The sequence below is a fragment of the Myroides sp. ZB35 genome (genome assembly GCF_001865835.1).
In the GTDB taxonomy this organism is placed as follows: domain Bacteria; phylum Bacteroidota; class Bacteroidia; order Flavobacteriales; family Flavobacteriaceae; genus Flavobacterium; species Flavobacterium odoratimimum.
The window spans coordinates 3,297,406-3,317,466 of sequence record NZ_CP017769.1 but is presented as its reverse complement, the minus strand read 5'-3'; the positions used below and the strand labels follow the sequence as shown (position 1 = coordinate 3,317,466).

Below are 20,061 nucleotides of genomic sequence, written 5' to 3'. Positions count from 1 at the left end.
AAGATGAATATGAAATTTGAAACTAAGTATAGCCGTATACTATTATTGATAATCTATACTATTTTGTTTTTTGTTATAGCTATTTATGGGGCAGGTTTTGTTTTTAAAGTTATAGATGTTTTTACAATTAGTATTCTTACTCTATTTATATTTAAGTATAAGGATTATAATAGCTTATTAAAAATAAGGTGCTCTTTATTGAATTGTTCTTTACTTATAGTAACGGCAATCTCTTTGGCTTTTTTAGGTAATGCTATTTATGCTAGAGGAGATGAATTTAATTTTGTAATGCAACAACGTTATGAGTATTCTGCATTTAGTTTGTTTGGTTTATTTGTACTAAGTCCCGTTATTGAAGAACTTTTGTATAGAAAATATTGGTTTAGATTTTTGACAGAGAAACTTGATAAGATTGTTTCTATTGTTCTCATTTCTCTTGTGTTTAGTTTAACACATATTTTTGGTGAAATACCTTTAATTATACCATTTATCTCAAGTATATTTTTATTCTGGATATATAATAAAACTCAAAACATAAGTTTATGTGTTTTATGGCACATGGTTTTTAATATTACATCATTTTATTCACCTGCTTTCTTTACAATAGATAATATAGGGAATCTGAAAATGCTTAGTTTAGTAGTTAGTTTATTATCTTTATTAATGCTTTTCTTCTCTTTTAAAAGAAATGAATAATACTCCATACAGAAGTGGTTTTTAGTATATTATTATTTCTCGTAGGTATAGAAAAACTAGAAGAGTACTTTCTAAGCTGTACGCAGCACACCATTGAAATAGCTTTAGATACAACAAGCTTATTACAACTATTATAAATAGGGGTGTTCACTTTATTCTGAAAGTTTTAAACTGTGTATTTCATCAATACGATACTAGCAGCAGTCCCTATTTTAATTTATAGTCTTCAAAATCGATTTCTACTTTTTCAAAATTTTCTGCGATTTCTAAAATTGAATTTATTTGAAAAAGACATTCTTGGTTATTTTCAGACGTTAGGAAAACAAAACCCCATGTATCTTTTGAAAGAATGAATTCTCCCATTTCGGAATTTACATTTATTGAAATTTCATCATTAATCCATAAGTCCTCAAAGTCTACAACTTTTGGCTTTAATATTTTAATTGCATCAAGGAAATCAGAAAGGAATTCTTTTTTTTCTAAACCATTAAAGATTTCAATCAAAAGTTTCTCTGATCCATATTCCGGGCGAAAATGATACTTATACATTTTATTTCAGTTGTTTATTTCACAATGTTAAGATGAGCTTACTACTAACAAGGCTCGGCTTGGAAAAGTGTGGTCTTGAATTGAGTGAATGTTCAATTCAGCCAAAACTCCTCATTTCATCAATACGATGTTATATGCAGATTTTAATTTATTTTTTTGAGATAACTTTTTTTCGATTTCCATTTTGAACCGAATAATAAAAACTTCTTTGTATTTGTATAGTACTTTGATTTTGTAACAAGTTTACCATTATCAATTCTGTATGAAAACAATTTATTTCCTCTAATTTTATATTTTAAATGATAATCAATATTTGATTCATTTTTTAGGTCATAGTTATGATAATTACCGGTTAAAATTTCAACGGTTGTTAAACTGTCGCTTTCCGATTCTATTTGCCCCTTTTCTTTATTAAACTTTAAATACACATTTTTATCTACTATTTTATAAGTTCCAGTCAATTCAGTATGTTCTAAATCACCAGAAAATTTGTACATAAAATCGTTTTCATTTTTAAAATTTAATTCCGTTATGAAAAAACCTAATTCAACTTTATGGGAACGATATTTTCCATTCAAAGCTTTTGTACTTGAACAAGAAGTTAATAAAATAAGTAAGGGAAGTAAATAATAGAATTTCATTTAATCGTTATGTTAGGAAAAGTCAATTTCTATTTACTAAATTAAAAAAAAAAGCTCATTCTATTAGTGTTTTACGGTAAACGAAGTACAAATTTTGAATTTAGAGGAACCCCCCCGCTACTTTTTAAAGGTCTTGTTACTGGCTCGAGTTTTTGTCAGTTCGTTTATTATATAAAAGCCATCTACAACTCCAAACTTCTACAACCCCTCATTCAGTCTATTTTCCAAAGACATTTACCAAAGTATCGGCAATTATCTTCACAAACATAAGAGTGAGTGATAAAGACAGACAAAAATCAGAGTGTCAATATGTATGCACCCGAGCAAGTACATCTTGTGAGATCTAATTATTCTTCTACATTATCCAGGATAATTTTCTTGTAATTATGAGGATATAAGTCAGCGATATTCTTGTGGTTGATGGATTGAATATTTTCAAGAACATACTTTAGCCATTTATATGGATTAATGTCATGCTTTTTGCAGTTAGCAAAAAACGTATAGGCCATAGCTGCTCTTTGTGCTGCATCATGAGAACCGGCAAAGAGATAGTTTTTACGACCAATTGCTACAGGTCTGATTACATTTTCAACAAGATTATTGTCTATCTGCAAGTTTCCATTGTGTAAGTAATCACTTAGATTACTCCATCTTTTTTGAGAGTACACAAAAGCTTTACCTATTCTACTTTGAGGTAAGGTAAGATTCATCTGAGCAATCATATATTTACCAAGCTTGTTGATGATTGGTAAACTTTCATCTAGACGAAGTTCTTTGATTTGGTCAGGAGCTAAGTCTTGTTCTTTAGCTTTTCTCTCTATAGCATATAACTTCTGTATTTCTACTAGTACATGCTGGGCCCTTTTTCTATCGTTATCTAAAGCTTTTTCAAATTCACGTCGAGCATGTGCCCAACAAGCAAGATGTGTAACATCTGACTTATTTCCATAGGCTTGGTAGCCGCTAAATCCATCAGTTTGCAGATATCCTTTGAAGTTTTTTAATATAGGCAGTGCAGCACTACCGCTACGAGTAGGACTGTAATTAAACATTACAAGCTTGGATATAGGTGCGTGATACACCCAATAGTAGCCAAGATGAGTTTTGTCTTTCTTTTTCTCATCTAAGACTTTGATGGTGGTTTCATCAACTTGGAGATAACCTTCGTTTTTGATGTCCATCACCAGCTTTTGGTATAGTGGCTTTAAAGCATCCATGCTTTGAGCCGCCCAACCATCTATTGTAGAAGAAGCTATATCGATGTTTTCTCTGGAAAAGCGTTGCTTTTGTCTATAAAGAGGAAGGTGGTCAACATATTTATCTACAAGTATTGTGGATAATAATCCCTCTGAAGGGATTCCTTTATCTATAATTCGCTCAGGAAGCTCACCAATACTAATTTGAGTGTTGTCTTTACCTTTAGTAGCGTATTTATATCGGATGTAACGCTTGATTTTAAAGTAACCTGGAACATAATCTAACACATCTGTAGTTTCTTTACCAATGCAAATCATATCAGATAAATCTCCCTCAGGATGTATTTCTATTTCTTCTACGGGTAAATGATCTGGTAGTTTAGCTCGTCCTGGATGTTTCTTTTTCTCACGAGAGTAGGTAATCTCTTGTTTGATTACTTCTTCTTGTTCCTCTAAGACTGCTTGTTCAACATCTAAAGGTAATTGAGTTTGATTGGGATCCTCAAAACGTTCTCGGCTTTGACCGAACTTCATGCGCTCAAGTAGCTTTACACGATATTCCAGTTCTGTATTTTTTTCTTCTAGTTTAGAGGTCTTTTCTTCTAAGCTAGTAGTTTTCTTCTCTAACTTAGTATTTACTTTTTCTTGTTTGGAAATAGTCTTTTGGGCTTTGGTTAAAAGTGCCAAAAGTTCTTGTTTCGATAAGTTTTCTAAGTCTATTTCCATGAAGTAAATATACGTCAAAAGCCTTATTTATACAAGGATTAAGGCTGTTTTATCTCATGGAAAACCGCCTTTTTTGACTACTTTTTATCACTTGTATTCCTTCAATCATAAGTACCAAATCACTCCAACTGATTTGAGTCCGATTATGAATAGGAAAAGCAAAAGTACCTTGTTCTAATCGCTTGTGATATAACACAAAACCACCTGTTTCCCAGTGTAAGAGTTTCATCTGATTACATCGACGATTGATAAAGACGTAGACACTTCCATTATGAGCGACTTGATTAAGCTCGTTTTGAACAAGACCACATAGACTATCGAAACTCTTGCGCATATCACAAGCTGATTTATACAAGTAGAATTGATGGCTACTACTCAGACTAAACATTACACAAGGTTTACTAATGAATAGAGTTCACCCAAGTCTTTCGTTTCTAAACGTAACTTCACTCCATTAGGATACACGATTTCGTATTCTTTACTGTCGGTTTTAGATGTTTCACCTATTGCTATAAAGTTACTTGAGCCTTCTTGCTCTGTTTCACTCTTAAACTTTACTACCCAATAACTAAATGTCGCCAGCTTAATTCCAACACTTTCACAATACTTTGATTGTGTTAATCCACTTGCTTGCCAATCCTCTACATGAGAGTACATAATTTCTTGTTTGCTCATCTCTTTATTATTTAAAGCAAACTTACTTCCTTACATTATATTATGAAACATGCACTTGCTCGGGCGGATACGTCAATATAGTGAAATGCAAAGATGGAACAAGGATAGTAGTTTGATAGCATACTGTTCGCATCAAAAAGACGCAAAATTATGCGACCAGTATGTGATCACTATGCGATAATTATGCGACCAGTGCTGATAGGGTTTGATAATCAATAGATTAAACCGATGCTTTATAGCGATAAAAATGTACGGTTTTTAGGCATTCGAAATTATATTCGTGCCATCAAAATTACTTGCTCTTGCAGAGGGTAGGAAAACTACTCCGAAGTCATTAACTTTTTTGTTGAAATAGTAGATAGACTCAAAATATTGAGGGGTTTACGGATTTCCGTAATAGGATTAAAGAAAGTTTTAATATGTTTGAATCTGAAATATCACTATAGATCTTTTCATAAAATAGATAGTTGTATTTCATGAGAAAAGATGTTAGCCGCCAAAACAACATATTTTTTTCCCAACACAAAAGCTAACTCAAAAAAACAAAAGAGATGTTTTTTACCAAAGTTCGAAATAAATAATTAATATGAGTAGACTGCAAACAATAGAAAATCGACTGAAAGAAATTAACGGAACTGTCTTTCAAGAACTTTGCGATAGTTATTTAACTATTAGAAATAATAATTACTTAGCTATTTCTAGGACAGGCAGTCAAATAGGGAAACAAAAGACAACAAAAGGAACCCCTGATACATTCTTCCAATTACCTAACGGAAATTTTTTGTACTCTGAAATAACAACTGATACAAGTACAAAAAACAAGCTTGCCAATGATATAGAAGCTTGTTTTGATCCAATCAAGACAAAAATTCCTGTTGAAAAAATTCAAGAAATCATTCTTTGTTTCAATTGGAACATAGACCAAAATCAAATAACTGAATTAAATACACTTGCTCAGGCCTATAAAGCTGATATTAAAATTCGTTATTTGATGCTACAAGAACTAGCTTTAGAACTTCACTTGAATCATAGAGATTTAGCTCATCATTATTTAGGACTACCTTTAGATACTGGTCAAATAGTTTCAATAGAAAACTTCATCAAGGAGTATGATAGAGCTTCAAAAGGTATTGCAACGCCATTAAACAACACATTTTTACATAGAGAAACAGAACTCGAAGAATTAAATAATGCAATAGATAGTCACGACTTTATAATTCTTACAGGATCGCCAGGAGTTGGAAAAACAAAGTTAGCACTTGAAGCTATAAATAATTATTTATCAAAAAACGATCCTTTTCAGGCTTACTGTGTTTCTTACAAAAGTCATACTCTACTTGACGATTTGTACCAATATTTTGACGTAGACAAGAATTATATACTTTTTGTGGATGATGCAAACAGAATTGATGCATTTGAACAAATAACAGGTTTTTTCAAAGCCAATAGAAAGGGAAAACTTAAGATAATAATTACAGTTAGGGATTATGCGTTTCAAGAAATTGGTAGAAAATGTCAAGAATTTTCAACTCAACGAATAGACTTGTATAAACTATCAGATGAACAAATTATTGACATAATAAAAGCTGAACCATTTGAAATATTAAACCCTGATTACCACAAAGAAATAGTTAGAATTTCTGATGGAAATCCAAGATTAGCTATAATGACATCATTTTTAGCTAAACAAGAACAAAATTTATATGCCCTTCATAATGTATCTGATTTATTTGAAAAGTATTTTTCAACTTTCATCAAAGATGATGGCGAGTTTGAAAACCCATTAAACATAAAATGTCTTGGACTAATTGCTTTTTTTTATACCATTCCATATAAAAATAGAGAAGTAACGGAATTAATTTTAAAAGAGTTCGATGTTTCATATAATGATTTTATTGATATAATTGATACTCTCGACAAATTAGAGTTGGTGGAAATTCAATTTGAGCACGTGAAAGTGCCAGAGCAAAATCTTGCGACTTTTTTCTTTTATAAGGCATTTATCAAAGATAATTTACTTTCATTCAGTAATCTCTTAAACAACTACTTTGAGAATTATAAACATAGATTTACAGATACTATAATTCCTGCCAATAATACTTTCGGCCCACAAAATGTAATGGACAAAATTAAACCTGACTTGGTAAATTATTGGCAACACATTAGTTCTGATAGCAATAAATCTTTTGATTTTCTCAATTCATTTTGGTTTTATTTACAAGACCAAACTTTAGAGTTTACATATCAGCAAATAGAAACATTTCCAAAAGCAGAAGAAACTATATATGATACTTTTTATAAAACAAATCAGTTCAATTATAACAAAGATGAAATCATTGAATTACTAGGGAATTTTTTTCGTCTTAATAGTAAGAATTTAAAGGATTCAATTGAATTGTTATTTGAGTATGTATCACGTAAATCAGATAAATTACCCGAATTAATACATAAAATTAGAGAATTGTTGATTTTTGATAGAGATGATGAATACACCAACTTTTATAGACAAAGAACTCTTTTTGACATTCTAATAAAAGGTGTTGAAAATAATGATGAGTTACTTTCTATATCCTTTTACGAACTTGCTAAGACTTTTCTTTCTCATGAATTTCAGCAATTTAAGGGAGGAAGAAATAATAGTTTTGTTCACTATCAATATCCCATTCCAAACAATAAGACTATTCAGGAATTCCGAACTAAAATTTGGAATACTTTAGAAAGTAGTTTTGACTCTCGACCAGGTTTGGCTTTTAGTCTTTTAAAAAATTATTCAAGAATTCATCCAGATGTTAATAAAGAGATTATGTTATTCGATATTCCATTTGTAGTTAATATAATTGATAAACATTTAATTAATGAAAATTTTGAACATTGTAAATATGTTCAAAACCAAATAAGATGGTTTAGAAGAAACGATTTAGATTTACCTGAATTTTCAAATTTAACAAACAAATTTGTTAATGGAACATATTTAGCTTTTTTGAAAATTGATTGGGGCAGATTTAGAGATAAGGAAATGTATGAATTTGAAGATTTTCGTGAATATGACCGATTAAAAGAGGCGGACATAAGAAGTTCATTCATTTTATCCTGCGAGGACGAAATCAACGATTTTTATAATACTTTCATTTTACTTAAGAATTCAACAGAAAATAATTGGAGTTATAATAATGCACTAGATTTTGTTATTGATGAAAATTGCTCAAAAGACCTAAAAATAGGCCTATTTTTGTTAAAAAAAGTAATTGAAAATGATAATCAAGTTAACTATGTTCCAAGAGTTACCTTTAGAAATCATTTGAAAGTTAAAGATTCTGTAAATCAAATTTGGGAACTTATTCAGAAATCACAATTTGAAAATAAAGAGCTTTGGGAATTATCATTTTATGATTATATAGATGATCCTTTAATTACTAATGAACTAGCCGATTCATTAATTAATACAATTTCAAAAATGAATAAACCCAATACAATTCATTTTGACAGTCTTGTTCGATTTTTAAAAGTTAGACCAAACCTATTTCAGTTAATTTTAAAATTAATTACTGAAAAGAACGAGAGGGAAGGTTCAAGATTACAAGTTTGGATGGATTTGTTCAGTAAACATTTTGAAAATCTTGGAGAAGATTTTGAATTGATTAAAAAGGCTTATATCCAACAAAATCTTATTCAACATCATTTTGATTATCAAGGACAAGGATTTTTGCAAATATTAAGAGTTGATAAAAATTTCTTAATTGAGTTTGTTGAAAGCCTATATTCTTCCACTGAAAGACATAGCCTCAGTGGCGACCATAGTAATATGAGTTATGTATGGAATATAGATAATATAGAAGATACGCTTATCCAAGTATTTGACTTAGTTATTGAGAAAGATTTATACTTTGGTATTTTGGAGCATTACTGCAATGTTTTCTTTACAAATCTTAAAGAAGAACATACATTGAGAGCAGATAATTTCATTAGACAATATGTAATCAATAATAATAACAATTACAAAAAGATGCAAATTGTTGTTGATCTAATCAGACACACAAGAAAAGAATTGTTTGAAGAAATTTTTCTATTATTCATATCATTAAATCAAGATAAAGGAACTTTTAGCAGGTTAATGTGGAGAGGAAATGGCGGAATTTATTCTGGAGATGTAATTATTGGAGACATTCAAGCTTCAGAATGGAGAAACTTATTGGAAATCACAAATAAATCAGATGTGGGAATAAAGTTGATTCCTATAAAAACCTATATAAATGAACAAATTGAATCGTGCTTAAGAAGTGGAGATAGGGAAAGACAAAGAAAGTTTTTGAGCAATAATTATTAAAATGGTATTGCAGAAAAGCTATATGTATTTCCAATTTATAACGCCTGACAAACTATTAAAAAAGTGAGCATCCTTATTTATAAAACATATGGTATAAAGAGGCTAACCCTCTTTCTCCGCTGAAAAGCCCGATAACACTCGTTATCGGGCTTTTTTTATGTGCTGGTGTACCTCTTTCTTTTAAAAAAGCTCATAAAGAATTATATCGTTTAAAGCACCAATAGAGTAGTTGTTTTTCTCCTCAATCTCTTTACTTGGTCTATGTTGGATATTACGTTTCGATTAGTGCCAGTGATTTCGGAGTACTTGTGCCACCTATTTCGGTCAAACCGTGCCACTATTCCGTTTCGAATGGTGCCAATTTCCGGTTTGATTTGTGCCACTTAAAATAACTCGTTAAGTTATTTCGGTTCAAACCGCGCCACTTTGGAAAGTTAATTACATCTATCTTGTTGTTTATAAAACGATAAGAGATGGCTAATAAACTTGATCCAATGGACTTAAAACAAATTATTACCTTGCATTTAGATGGCTATAGCAACCGAAAAATAGCCAATACGTTGGGTATTTCCCGCAACACCATTAATACCTATATGCAATTATTTGCTGCTAGTGATTATTCATTAGAGCAATTGTTATCGTTTGAAATATCTGAATTATCAGAGCTTTTTTCAAGTTATACAACTGTTGATACACAACGTCATAATGAGCTTATGTTGTATTTTGAAACAGTTAATAAAGCTCGTAATCATCCAGGTTTTACCTTTTTATATCATTATAGTCAATACGCTGATACAGTAGTAAACCCTTATAGCTATACTCAGTTTATGGAACACTATAATCGAAAGTATAAAGAGATAAAAGGTTCTATGAAATTAGAACATAAACCTGGTAAAGAAATGTATATTGACTTTGCAGGTAAGAAGCTCTCTTATGTTGATAAAAGTACTGGTGAAATAACACCTGTAGAAGTATTTGTGGCTATTTTACCTCATAGCCAGTACACTTATGTACAAGTCTGCAAAAGCCAGAAAAAAGAAGATTTAATAATGTGTTGTGTTAATGCACTTAGTTTTTATGGAGGAGTCCCTTCAGCTATTGTATCAGACAATCTAAAATCCGCTGTATCACGTTCTAGTAAGTACGAAGCAGAAATAAATAGAAGCTTTAAAGATTTTGCTTCGCATTACGGATGTGTCATAAACCCTACTAGAGTCTACTCTCCACAAGATAAAGCTCTTGTAGAAAATGCAGTTCATCTAGTATATCAAAGAATATCTTATCCCATTAGGGAAATGACATTCTTTAGCTTAGAAGAACTAAACCAAGAGATACAAAATAGACTAACTCATTATAATCATCTTCTTTTTCAACGCAAAGAAGCAAGTCGTATAGAACTTTATCAATCTATAGAAAGACAATACCTTAAACCTTTACCAAGTAGTAATTATCAAATCAAGGATTATACAAGAGCTAAAGTTCAAAAGATAGGCTATGTATATTTTTCTCCTGATAAGAGCTACTACAGTGTCCCATATCGCTATATAGGACATCAAACCACTATTCATTACACCAATACTACGGTAGAAGTTTATTACAATCATTTGCGTATAGCATCACATAAAAGAAGTTTTGCAAAAGGAGTATATACCACTGAGAAAGAGCACTTATCTAGTACACATCAGTTTTACTCGAGTTGGAGCCCAGAATACTTTAAAAAGCAAGCTAAAACACTTGGTGAGAATGTGGTTAAGTGTGTTGAAAAAACACTGGATAATGTTGAGTATCCAGAGATAGGTTATAAACGAGTTTTAGGGATTATACAACTACATCGAGGTTACGGTTCACATAGACTTGACAAAGCTTGTGAACTTGCTTTAAAAGAGAATATAGCTACTTATCACCATATCAAAAACATCCTTAAAAACAAGATGGATCTAAACCAAGAAACTATACAAGAACTCAATGCCGATACTCCTCACATCCCTTCGCATAATAACATCAGAGGAGCTTCTTCTTATCAATAAACATTAATAATCAATTATATGGATAACAATCAAACAATCGAAAAACTAAAAGCTATGCGATTAAACGATATGGCGATACTGCACAGCAGACACCTAAAGGACAATACTACAACATCCTTTACTATAGATGAATACATTGCATTATTAACTGATCACGAATATGAAAACAGACAGAATAGAAAAGTAGAAAGACTAATCAAACAAGCTAATTTTAGGCAAAATGCTAGTATAGCCGATATCAACTACACCCATCATAGAGACTTAGATAAGAATATGTTTAGTCGATTAGCAACATTAGATTTTATGCTTAAAAAACAGAACATTATTATAACTGGAGCCAGTGGTGTTGGTAAGAGTTATTTAGCACAAGCACTAGGATATCAAGCTTGTTTAATGGAACATAAAGTACTGTATTTTAATACAGCTAATCTTTTTAACTTACTTAAATCAAGTAAAATAGATGGTACTTACCAAAGGGAAATGAAGAGAGTACTCAAATGTGACTTACTTATTCTTGATGATTTTGGATTACAACCCTTTGATAATCTTATTAGAGAAGTACTCTTTGATATCGTTGATCAAAGATATAATCGAGCATCAATCATTTTATCTTCTCAAATACCAGTATCTGCATGGTATCCTCTAATTGGAGAAAACACTATAGCCGACGCAGTTTTAGATCGTATCGTAAACTCTTCTCATAGAATTGAACTTAACGGTGATTCCATGAGAAAGACAAACTTTTAAAGTTTGATGTAACTTTTTTTGTATTATTGTAAGACTTTTCAAAGTGGCACCATTTGACCGAAATGAGTGGCACGGTCTGACCGAAATACCCATATGTTATTATCTCTAATCTGTACCATCTCTTTCATGAGGGAGCACAATACCTTTGGCTTTAGATAATAAATACTAAACACATGGTATGCCAACACGATTATCTATAAACTAGGTGTATGGTTTACTTACTTAATAATACTCATAATGAAAATACTGTCTTTTGCTCCGTGGTCTATTTTTATAAGTTTTTTACTTTTTATCCATCCAACAGCGATTTGGGCTAACAATATGGAGCCTTTAAAATTTAGGGTTAATAACCAAGATATCTTTATTGTTATCGTTTTGATTCTAATAGTGCTACTGGGTGCTTTTTTTAGATCATTATATTTAAAGGCATCTTATCTTGATAAGTTGTATAACTTAAACAAAGAATTAGATTCAAATTTAGTAAAGATATCTATCACAAGCCTTACAAAACGTCAAATCCGTGTTTTATTAAAAAGTACAAAGTTAAAATACCTGATCGGGTTTATTTTCTTTATTTCTGCATCAAATCTTTTTGCACAGAGTAATATCAAAACAACAGAACCATCTCTTTTAACAGAGCCAGGGATTATCATTATTTTGATTCTAATCTCAATTCCTATTCTATTAGGTGTAGTAATTATGCTTATTAAAATTTCCAATATTATTAGTGTGCAAAAAAATAAGCTAGAGGATCAGCATACAAAACAATTTAAAGAGTATTTAGAGCATTTGTCTGAAGAGGAGTCAGACTCTTTAAAAAAACGAGAGATTGCCCTAGGGTTTTCATTGTCCAATAAAGAACTCTCAGGAGAAAGTTTAATTCAAGATCAAAAGGGGTTGATTTCGTTGTCAAAGACTGAACTAGCACCCGTTGTTGCTAATAAGAAAAGAAACTCTGTCAAGGTAGATATAGACCCAGGGTTGGCTAAACTTATTTTATGGTTTTTAGGAACAGCTAGCTTTTGGTTAATTGTAGGTACCACTATTGGGGAGTATTTAGGGATTAAATTTATAGCACCAGATATAGATCATAGTAGTTGGCTTAGCTTTGGAAGACTAAGACCCGTGCATACTAATGCTGTATTCTGGGGATGGGCTTCTTTAGGGATGATTGGATTGGGGTATTATATCGTACCTAGAGTTAGTAATACAAACTTGGTCAATATTAAATGGGGATGGTATTCACTTGTTTTAATTAATGCTTCCGTTTTTATCGGGTCTATTAGTTTAATGGCTGGTGTAAACAATGGAGGAGGAGAGTATAGAGAGTATATATGGCCTATTATGTTATTGTTTGCTTTAGGGTTGTACTTTACGCTTAGATGCTATTTAAAGACTATAGCCAATAGAACGGATAAGGATATTTATATTTCTAATTGGTATATCGTTGCTGCCGTTATCTTTATTACTATAGTAGCTGTTGTTGGATATTTACCTTTTTGGCAAGATGGTCTAGGAGAGACAATCGTGCAGGGGTATTATATGCATCAAGCAGTAGGGATGTGGTTTATGCTTTTTACTCTAGGAATAGTATATTACTTTCTGCCACAACAACTTAATAAACCAATATATTCATACAGTTTAGGAATATTAGCTTTTTGGAGCCAGATATTGTTTTATACATTAATTGGAACCCATCACTTTGTTTTTAGTGCTATACCATGGTGGTTACAGACTGTTGCTATTGTAGCTAGTGTTGGAATGGTTATTCCTGTAGTAGCGGGTACAACTAATTTTTTCTTAACCTTTAAAGGAGTTTGGTATAAAATCAAGGATAGTTATACCATTCCCTTTTTTGTAATAGGTATTATGTTCTATTTTACGGGTTCTTTGCAAGGTACAGCAGAATCCTTTCGATTTACAAATCTGCTTTGGCACTTTACAGACTTTACAGTGGCTCACTCTCATCTGACGATGTATGGAATTATCACTTTTCTCTTATGGGGATCTATATATGCATTAGTACCACAAATAACGGGTAAAGAAGCGCCACAGATTACAATCGGAGCTCATTTTTGGTTAGCCTTAATAGGATTGTTGTTTTATTCAATCCCTTTAATGTACGGGGGAACATTAAGAGGCTTAATGTGGATGGAAGACTCTGCCTTTATAGAGAGTGTCAAGTTTATGATGCCTTATTGGCTATGGAGAGCTATTGGAGGAAGTCTAATGTGGTTATCTCATTTATTCTTTGTCTATAATTTTTATAAGATGATTCAAAAAGACGAATCCGGTTCTTTAGATAGGGTAGACTTAACCTTTGAGAAACTAGCTGATGATAGCGTAGATAATGACAAAATATTTAATAATTAGTAGATATGGATATATTTAGCAACCATAAAAAACTTTATGTAATAGCAACTATTTTATTTTTGATTCTAACACTATTTGTAGCTATTCTACCAGCCCTAGATAATCAGTCTAAAATACATCCTTTACCTGATGCGATCCCTCTAACACAATCAGAGAAAAGAGGAAAAGATATATTTATAGCTAATGGATGTGTAGCTTGTCATAGTCAGCAAGTTAGAAATGTAGAAATGGATAGAAAATGGGGGAGTAGACCTTCTATATCTGCAGATTATGCGAGTAATAAAAGAGTTGATTTTTGGACGAATACTGCTACGCTGATGGGAACAGAAAGAACAGGTCCTGATCTTATAGATATAGGTACACGCCAACCTAGTCTAGATTGGCATTTAGTTCATCTTTATAATCCTCGTATTGTCGTTAAAGAATCCATTATGCCTTCGTATTCTTTTCTGTTTACATCTAAAGAGTCTCCTGATAAAGAGGATGTTGTAGTCAGTGTACCAGAGACATTCTTAAGGGATAAGAAATTAAAGATTGTGGCTACTCAAGACGCTTTAGATTTAGTTGCATATCTGCAAGCTTTAAAGCAGACTCCATTGCCTGGAACGATTATGACTCCTGAGTTTTTATATCCTAAAGAACAAGATGTTACACAAGGAGTAACTACAGGGCAGACTAAAACGGCTTTGGATGGTAAAAACCTTTATATGAATAATTGTGCAGCCTGTCATCAGGCCAATGGAGAAGGACTCTCTGGTGCGTTTCCTCCTTTAAAAAACAGTGCTATTGTTACTGGAGATAACCTCCAACTATTTGTCGATATTATAATGAATGGATATGATGCTAGAGAGGAGTATGGGGTAATGCCTGCGGTAGGTACTAATGCGAATTGGACGGAGGAAGAAGTTACTGCAATAGTTAACTACGAGCGCAATAATTGGGGAAATAAAGCTCCCTTGGTAACAGTAGAAGAAGTAAAACAGATCATGGATTATATCAACCAAATAAAGGATAAATAATGAAAGTAAATTGTAAAAGGATTCTTACTATAATAGGACTATTACTTGCCAATGTAATTTATGCTTGTCCTGTTTGTGAACGCAATCAACCTAAATTACTAAAAGGAGTTGTACATGGTGTAGGACCTGATAGTAAATGGGATTACACTATTATAGTGGTGATTGCTATTCTGGTTTTAGCTACGTTAATCTTCTCTATTAAATGGTTAGTAAAACCAGGAGAAGAATCTAGAGAACACATTAAAAGAACTGTATTAAACGACCTATTAGATGGAGCAAAGAAGTAGAGTATTCATTTTTATTGATGATGAACATCAACCTATTGCAGAGCTCGAAACACCTGTAAATTTCGAACTCGATACGCATAAATTAGTGGATGGGGATCATACCTTAAAAATTGTAAGTAAAGATCATACGGGAAAAGAGGGGATTAGAATTATTCCGTTTACAGTAAAGAATGGCCCGGCTATAGATATAGAAGGAATAAAGGAAAAGGCTGTGGTAGATGGTTTATTGTCTATACGCATTAATGCTTATGGAAAAGGTGATCAAAAGACTTTTTTAGTTGTAGGTAGTGAAACTCCTCAGAGTATTCCCTTTTGGGTATGGACAACCATTATTGTAATCTTTGCTTGGGGGATGTATTATCTTGTGCGTTATTTATAAAGTGTAAGCCACAATAAGCGTCATTAGGAACTGGATCACCTATCATAGGTAGAGACAATATTAAAAGAAGGAATAAAAATGCTGAATTAGAAAAACACAATAGAGTTAGGAATGTAGCTCTTGATTTTAACCCAGATTAAGCGATAGACATATAAACGAAAAGTAATTATACAAAATAGCTCTGAATTCAAGAAAAAAGCATACTGTAGTATGGTTTTAGAAGAAATGAAAGAGATATGAAGTAGAATTGCTTTGCAGTATTTGGCTAATGCTTAATCTGGGTTAAACATTCTGCAATGATTTTTATTCCTTTTTCTAAATCTTCTTTAGTTAATCTACCGAAGCTAATTCTTAATCCGTTACTAGAGTGGTCTAGATAATACTCATTAGGGTTTACTATATCAACGCCTTTACTGGTTAATAGAGCACAGAAATTCTTAAAATCTATAGTCCTATTGAGTTTAATCCAAAAAGCAAGTCCTCCTTCTGGCAAGGTGAAATGGGTGGATTGGTCTAAATAATGCTTTAATAAGCTATAGGTGTAATCTCTTTTCTCTTTGTAATGAATTGTTGCTTTTTTGATATGTTTTTTAATAATTCCTTCTTTGATTAGCTCTAGTATAGCTAGCTCCATTATTCTATCACCTTGAATATCAATTATCTTTCTTAGTTTACTTACTTTCTTTATTAAAGAGGTCTTACTAGTCACTAAGTAACCTATTCTAAGAGAAGGAGCGACTACCTTACTTAAAGTTCCTATGTATATATAATTTTCTAGGTTAATATGGCTACAAAGGGGTAAAATAGGTCTTGTATTATAATGAAATTCATTATCATAGTCATCTTCAATGACAGTAAAACCGTATTGGTTAGAAAGTTCGATTATTTCTAATCTTCTTTTAAGACTAAGGGTGACTGTTGTTGGAAATTGATGATGAGGGGTTAGGTAAATTGCTTTAATTCTTTTATTCGTTTTTAGCTGTTCTATAATCTCACTAGTCACTATTCCTTGGTCATCTACATGAATAGGAATAAGATTAGCCCCAGCATGTTTAAAAGCTTCCCAAGCAGAATTGTACCCAGGGTTTTCGACTAGTATATAGTCTCCTTTAGTTAATAGGGAATGAGCGATCATAAAGATAGCCATCTGCCCTCCACGTGTAATACAAATATTTTTTTCGGCTACATTCATCCCTCTTTGATGATTGAGCATATTAGCAATATGAGTAATGAATTTAGAATCGCCTAGTTCACTTCCATATCCCATCATTTGCCATTTAGCACTTCTATTAAAAATTTGTCTATAAGCGCGTGCCAGTTCTGCTATTGGAACTATTTTACTATCAGGATAGCCATTGTCAAAGACAATATTATTGTTCAGTAATAGGTCTGTTTCTTGTCTTTCTAATAAAGGCTCTATTGTTTTTACAGGACTATCTTGTGAAATAGTATGTGCTACAAAAATTCCTTTCCTTTCTACCGATACCAGCCATTGTTCGGTAATTAAGATAGTCAGTGCGCGTACTACGGTGTTTCTATTGACATTTAGTAGAGTAGAGAGTGTACGCGTACTAGGTAGTAAATCTCCTTTTTTTAGCCTTCCTTTCTTGATGTCATCAATGATGGCGTCAGCTATTTGTAAATACAAAGCTTTATTAGATGTATTCTCTAATCTAATTTCTAATTTCCATAATCTCTTCATCTGGATTACTTGATATAGTTAACTCTTATAAAATGCAATACTCCAAATGTAGTAAATTAAACTTTATAAAGAGTTGTAAAAACAGCTTTAAGCTAGAGAACTCTGATTATATTATTACAATTGATTTAAGTGTGTAGTAATCAGATGAGCAGTTTGTTTGGGGTGAGAAATAAGTCCTCCATGACCTGCGCCTTGAATAGTCTGTAATTCTATTGAATTAACTTTCTGTTTTATTGTTTTTGCAACAGCTGTATATACTAAGATAGAATCTGATCCTGTAATAAGTGTTATTTTACCATTAAATTGATTAAGGATTTCTGGTTTTATATTTAATCTTTCAGGATCATTAGCTTGATCAAGCCAAGTAGTGTAACTAGCTGTCATTGTATTTCTGGCTCTTTGATCAAAAACAGAATACCAACTACCTTTTCCAAAGGCTACTTTTTCAATAAAATTAAAGGTTCCCTGTTCAATGTGTCCTTGTTCAAGTAAAGTTTTACTTTTTTGCATTTCATTCTGTACCTCTGATAGAATTTGTTTGTATTCAGTTTGTCCTTTAAGCATCCCAAAAATAGGAGGTTCATATAAAACAATACTCTCAACTCTATCAGCGTGATTATTGGCTAGTTCAATTGTGATATTTGCTCCATAAGAATGTCCTATAAAATGAGCTTTCTTAATCTGTAAAGCATCGAGTAGGGAAACGGCATCTTGGACATCCATTGATATTGTACCTTGTTCTTTATCAGGAGAAGAAGCACTATGTCCTCTTCTATCATATAAAATGATGGGATTAGTAGTAGTTTTAATTAACTCTTCTGCCACTGGTAACCAAGAATTATGATCATCCCATGAACCGTGTATAAATACAATAGGTATACCTTGCCCTTTTTTATAGCGTATAGCTAAATCAATATCATTAGTATTGATAATATAAAGAGGGGTATTTTCAATTGTAAAATATTCTAGTTCTATTTTTGAAGGTGTTTGTGCAAATACTTCAATTAAAGATAATTGAAATAGTAATAAGAATATTATCCCTATTTTTTTATATGAAAACTGTTTCATGTCTATTTAGTTTAATAAGGTTAAATGTACTTAAAATGATTTGAGATAAAAAAACATAACTAAGTAATGGCACTGTTTTTAGGAATAAAAAATATTAAACTCTTTAATTGTTAAAAGGATCAATCTGGATGCCTAAGAATAAAAAATCTGTCTCCAAATTATTAGGCTACTAACTGCTACTTTTGCTTTTTAAATTTAATAAGACACTAGTTTATAGGCTTTTTAATTTAGATTATAAACTAGTAATCATAGCTAAACTAATTTATACAACTATGCACAACAACAACAACAACAACAACAACATTTTATTTGAATTAATCAAAAGAGAAGAAAGAAGACAAAGGGAGGGCTTAGAATTAATTGCTTCAGAGAACTTTGTTAGCGAGGATGTTTTAAGAGCCAATGGATCTATATTAACTAATAAGTATGCAGAAGGATATCCTGATAAACGATATTATGGAGGGTGTGAATATGTTGACTTTGTAGAGAATATGGCTATTGCATCTTTAAAAGAGATTTATGGTGCAGAATATGCTAATGTTCAACCACATTCTGGATCACAAGCTAATGTTGCTGTTTTTTCAGTTTGCTTAAAACCTGGAGATAAAATATTAGGATTTGACCTAACGCATGGAGGGCACTTGACTCATGGTTCTTCTGTGAATTTTTCAGGCAGATTATATGTTCCTTCATTCTATGGAGTAGATCAAGAAACAGGGGTACTTAATTATGATAAAATTGAAGAGATAGCTATCAAAGAAAAGCCTAAGATGATTATAGCTGGTGGAAGTGCATATTCTAGAGATATTAATTATAGTCGTTTTAGGGAAATAGCGGATAAGGTAGGAGCTATATTATTAGCAGATATGGCACATCCTGCAGGGTTAATAGCCAAAGGATTATTAAGTAATCCTATACCGCATTGTCACATTGTTACAACAACAACACATAAAACATTGCGAGGTCCACGAGGAGGAGTTATTTTAATGGGAAAAGATTTTGAAAATCCCTTTGGATATAAGACTTTAAAAGGAGAGCTAAGAATGATGTCTAGTCTTCTAGATGCATCTGTATTTCCTGGTAATCAAGGTGGTCCACTAATGCATACTATTGCAGCCAAAGCGGTAGCTTTTAATGAAGTATTGACAGATGATTTCAAGGTATATGCTAATCAGATTCAAAAAAATATGAAAGTAATGGCAGATGCTTTTTTGTTGCGTGGATATAATATCGTCTCTGGAGGAACGGATAACCATTTGGTATTAATTGATTTAAGAAATAAAGATATATCTGGTAAGGAGGCTGAAAGCATTTTAGAACACGCTGGGATTACAGTGAATAAGAATATGGTTCCTTATGATGATAAATCGAATTTCATTACTTCTGGTATTAGGGTGGGAGCTGCGGCAGTAACTACCAGAGGGCTAAAAGAAGCAGATATGAAAAAAATAGTTCACTTTATTGATGAAGTATTAATATATAAAGATAATGCAACGAAACATAAACAGATAAAGCAAGAAATTCAAAATATGATGAAAGATTATCCTATGTTTTCTAGATAATCTTAGATATAATAGCAGTAATTGTTTATCAATATAGAATCACTAATTCTAGAGATCGTGTGTTGTGAGTAGAAAAAGTAGTCTCTATAT

16 protein-coding genes are annotated in these 20,061 nt (G+C 31.9%); 9 read left to right on the top strand and 7 right to left on the bottom strand.

Features of this window, described 5'->3' with window-relative positions; translation table 11 throughout:
- Positions 1 to 3: 3 nt before the first annotated feature.
- The gene (locus tag BK054_RS14715) at positions 4 to 696 is read left to right on the top strand and encodes a CPBP family intramembrane glutamic endopeptidase (protein WP_071307406.1); all 693 of its coding nucleotides are present in this window, start codon (positions 4 to 6) and stop codon (positions 694 to 696) included.
- Between the two features lie 207 nt (positions 697 to 903).
- Here BK054_RS14715 and BK054_RS14710 read toward each other — a convergent pair whose 3' ends face one another.
- The 5 genes from BK054_RS14710 to tnpA form a co-directional block, all read right to left on the bottom strand.
- The gene (locus tag BK054_RS14710) at positions 904 to 1,245 is read right to left on the bottom strand and encodes a hypothetical protein (RefSeq protein WP_071307405.1); all 342 of its coding nucleotides are present in this window, start codon (positions 1,243 to 1,245) and stop codon (positions 904 to 906) included.
- 143 nt (positions 1,246 to 1,388) lie between these two features.
- Positions 1,389 to 1,886, bottom strand: coding sequence for a hypothetical protein (locus BK054_RS14705; RefSeq protein WP_071307404.1), 498 nt, complete (start codon positions 1,884 to 1,886; stop codon positions 1,389 to 1,391).
- 347 nt (positions 1,887 to 2,233) lie between these two features.
- On the bottom strand, positions 2,234 to 3,808 hold the full coding sequence (gene tnpC / locus BK054_RS14700; protein WP_071307250.1) for an IS66 family transposase: 1,575 nt from the start codon (positions 3,806 to 3,808) through the stop codon (positions 2,234 to 2,236).
- A gap of 49 nt (positions 3,809 to 3,857) precedes the next feature.
- On the bottom strand, positions 3,858 to 4,196 hold the full coding sequence (gene tnpB / locus BK054_RS14695; protein WP_071307249.1) for an IS66 family insertion sequence element accessory protein TnpB: 339 nt from the start codon (positions 4,194 to 4,196) through the stop codon (positions 3,858 to 3,860).
- Entirely contained in the window at positions 4,196 to 4,483 is a 288-nt protein-coding gene (tnpA, locus tag BK054_RS14690) for an IS66 family insertion sequence element accessory protein TnpA (protein WP_006258245.1), read from the bottom strand. The genes tnpB and tnpA overlap by 1 nt, the downstream gene beginning before the upstream one ends.
- A gap of 586 nt (positions 4,484 to 5,069) precedes the next feature.
- Here tnpA and BK054_RS14685 point away from each other — a divergent pair.
- The 7 genes from BK054_RS14685 (at position 5,070) to BK054_RS14655 (ending at position 15,639) form a co-directional block, all read left to right on the top strand.
- Positions 5,070 to 8,807, top strand: a complete 3,738-nt coding sequence (locus BK054_RS14685; protein WP_059050920.1) for a hypothetical protein — start codon at positions 5,070 to 5,072, stop codon at positions 8,805 to 8,807.
- A gap of 473 nt (positions 8,808 to 9,280) precedes the next feature.
- A complete protein-coding gene (gene istA, locus BK054_RS14680; RefSeq protein ID WP_071306834.1) occupies positions 9,281 to 10,834 on the top strand; it encodes an IS21 family transposase in 1,554 nt (517 codons plus the stop codon).
- 18 nt (positions 10,835 to 10,852) lie between these two features.
- Positions 10,853 to 11,581, top strand: coding sequence for an IS21-like element helper ATPase IstB (istB, locus tag BK054_RS14675; protein ID WP_071306833.1), 729 nt, complete (start codon positions 10,853 to 10,855; stop codon positions 11,579 to 11,581).
- A 237-nt stretch (positions 11,582 to 11,818) separates the two neighbouring features.
- Entirely contained in the window at positions 11,819 to 13,954 is a 2,136-nt protein-coding gene (locus BK054_RS14670; protein ID WP_059050922.1) for a cbb3-type cytochrome c oxidase subunit I, read from the top strand.
- Between the two features lie 5 nt (positions 13,955 to 13,959).
- On the top strand, positions 13,960 to 14,973 hold the full coding sequence (locus tag BK054_RS14665; RefSeq protein ID WP_059050924.1) for a cbb3-type cytochrome c oxidase subunit II: 1,014 nt from the start codon (positions 13,960 to 13,962) through the stop codon (positions 14,971 to 14,973).
- Complete coding sequence (locus BK054_RS14660; RefSeq protein WP_039329634.1) at positions 14,973 to 15,260, top strand: hypothetical protein; 288 nt, start codon at positions 14,973 to 14,975, stop codon at positions 15,258 to 15,260. Before BK054_RS14665 ends, BK054_RS14660 begins: the two co-directional genes overlap by 1 nt.
- The gene (locus BK054_RS14655) at positions 15,244 to 15,639 is read left to right on the top strand and encodes a hypothetical protein (RefSeq protein ID WP_006260115.1); all 396 of its coding nucleotides are present in this window, start codon (positions 15,244 to 15,246) and stop codon (positions 15,637 to 15,639) included. The genes BK054_RS14660 and BK054_RS14655 overlap by 17 nt, the downstream gene beginning before the upstream one ends.
- 265 nt (positions 15,640 to 15,904) lie before the next feature.
- Here the strand turns inward: BK054_RS14655 and BK054_RS14650 are convergent, their stop codons facing one another.
- The gene (locus tag BK054_RS14650) at positions 15,905 to 17,341 is read right to left on the bottom strand and encodes a PLP-dependent aminotransferase family protein (protein WP_071307403.1); all 1,437 of its coding nucleotides are present in this window, start codon (positions 17,339 to 17,341) and stop codon (positions 15,905 to 15,907) included.
- A 114-nt stretch (positions 17,342 to 17,455) separates the two neighbouring features.
- Complete coding sequence (locus BK054_RS14645; protein WP_006263679.1) at positions 17,456 to 18,409, bottom strand: alpha/beta fold hydrolase; 954 nt, start codon at positions 18,407 to 18,409, stop codon at positions 17,456 to 17,458.
- Between the two features lie 272 nt (positions 18,410 to 18,681).
- Here BK054_RS14645 and glyA point away from each other — a divergent pair, with 272 nt between their 5' ends.
- Entirely contained in the window at positions 18,682 to 19,971 is a 1,290-nt protein-coding gene (gene glyA / locus BK054_RS14640) for a serine hydroxymethyltransferase (RefSeq protein ID WP_071307402.1), read from the top strand.
- Positions 19,972 to 20,061 lie beyond the last annotated feature (90 nt).

Bases quoted from the DNA above. Each gene is read 5' to 3' on its own strand.
- tnpC (WP_071307250.1), bottom strand. From the start codon at position 3,808: ATGGAAATAGACTTAGAAAACTTATCGAAACAAGAACTTTTGGCACTT.
- BK054_RS14650 (WP_071307403.1), bottom strand. From the start codon at position 17,341: ATGAAGAGATTATGGAAATTAGAAATTAGATTAGAGAATACATCTAAT.
- BK054_RS14685 (WP_059050920.1), top strand. From the start codon at position 5,070: ATGAGTAGACTGCAAACAATAGAAAATCGACTGAAAGAAATTAACGGA.
- BK054_RS14645 (WP_006263679.1), bottom strand. From the start codon at position 18,409: ATGAAACAGTTTTCATATAAAAAAATAGGGATAATATTCTTATTACTA.
- istB (WP_071306833.1), top strand. From the start codon at position 10,853: ATGGATAACAATCAAACAATCGAAAAACTAAAAGCTATGCGATTAAAC.
- BK054_RS14705 (WP_071307404.1), bottom strand. From the start codon at position 1,886: ATGAAATTCTATTATTTACTTCCCTTACTTATTTTATTAACTTCTTGT.
- tnpA (WP_006258245.1), bottom strand. From the start codon at position 4,483: ATGAGCAAACAAGAAATTATGTACTCTCATGTAGAGGATTGGCAAGCA.
- BK054_RS14660 (WP_039329634.1), top strand. From the start codon at position 14,973: ATGAAAGTAAATTGTAAAAGGATTCTTACTATAATAGGACTATTACTT.
- BK054_RS14655 (WP_006260115.1), top strand. From the start codon at position 15,244: ATGGAGCAAAGAAGTAGAGTATTCATTTTTATTGATGATGAACATCAA.
- BK054_RS14715 (WP_071307406.1), top strand. From the start codon at position 4: ATGAATATGAAATTTGAAACTAAGTATAGCCGTATACTATTATTGATA.
- istA (WP_071306834.1), top strand. From the start codon at position 9,281: ATGGCTAATAAACTTGATCCAATGGACTTAAAACAAATTATTACCTTG.
- BK054_RS14710 (WP_071307405.1), bottom strand. From the start codon at position 1,245: ATGTATAAGTATCATTTTCGCCCGGAATATGGATCAGAGAAACTTTTG.
- glyA (WP_071307402.1), top strand. From the start codon at position 18,682: ATGCACAACAACAACAACAACAACAACAACATTTTATTTGAATTAATC.
- tnpB (WP_071307249.1), bottom strand. From the start codon at position 4,196: ATGTTTAGTCTGAGTAGTAGCCATCAATTCTACTTGTATAAATCAGCT.
- BK054_RS14670 (WP_059050922.1), top strand. From the start codon at position 11,819: ATGAAAATACTGTCTTTTGCTCCGTGGTCTATTTTTATAAGTTTTTTA.
- BK054_RS14665 (WP_059050924.1), top strand. From the start codon at position 13,960: ATGGATATATTTAGCAACCATAAAAAACTTTATGTAATAGCAACTATT.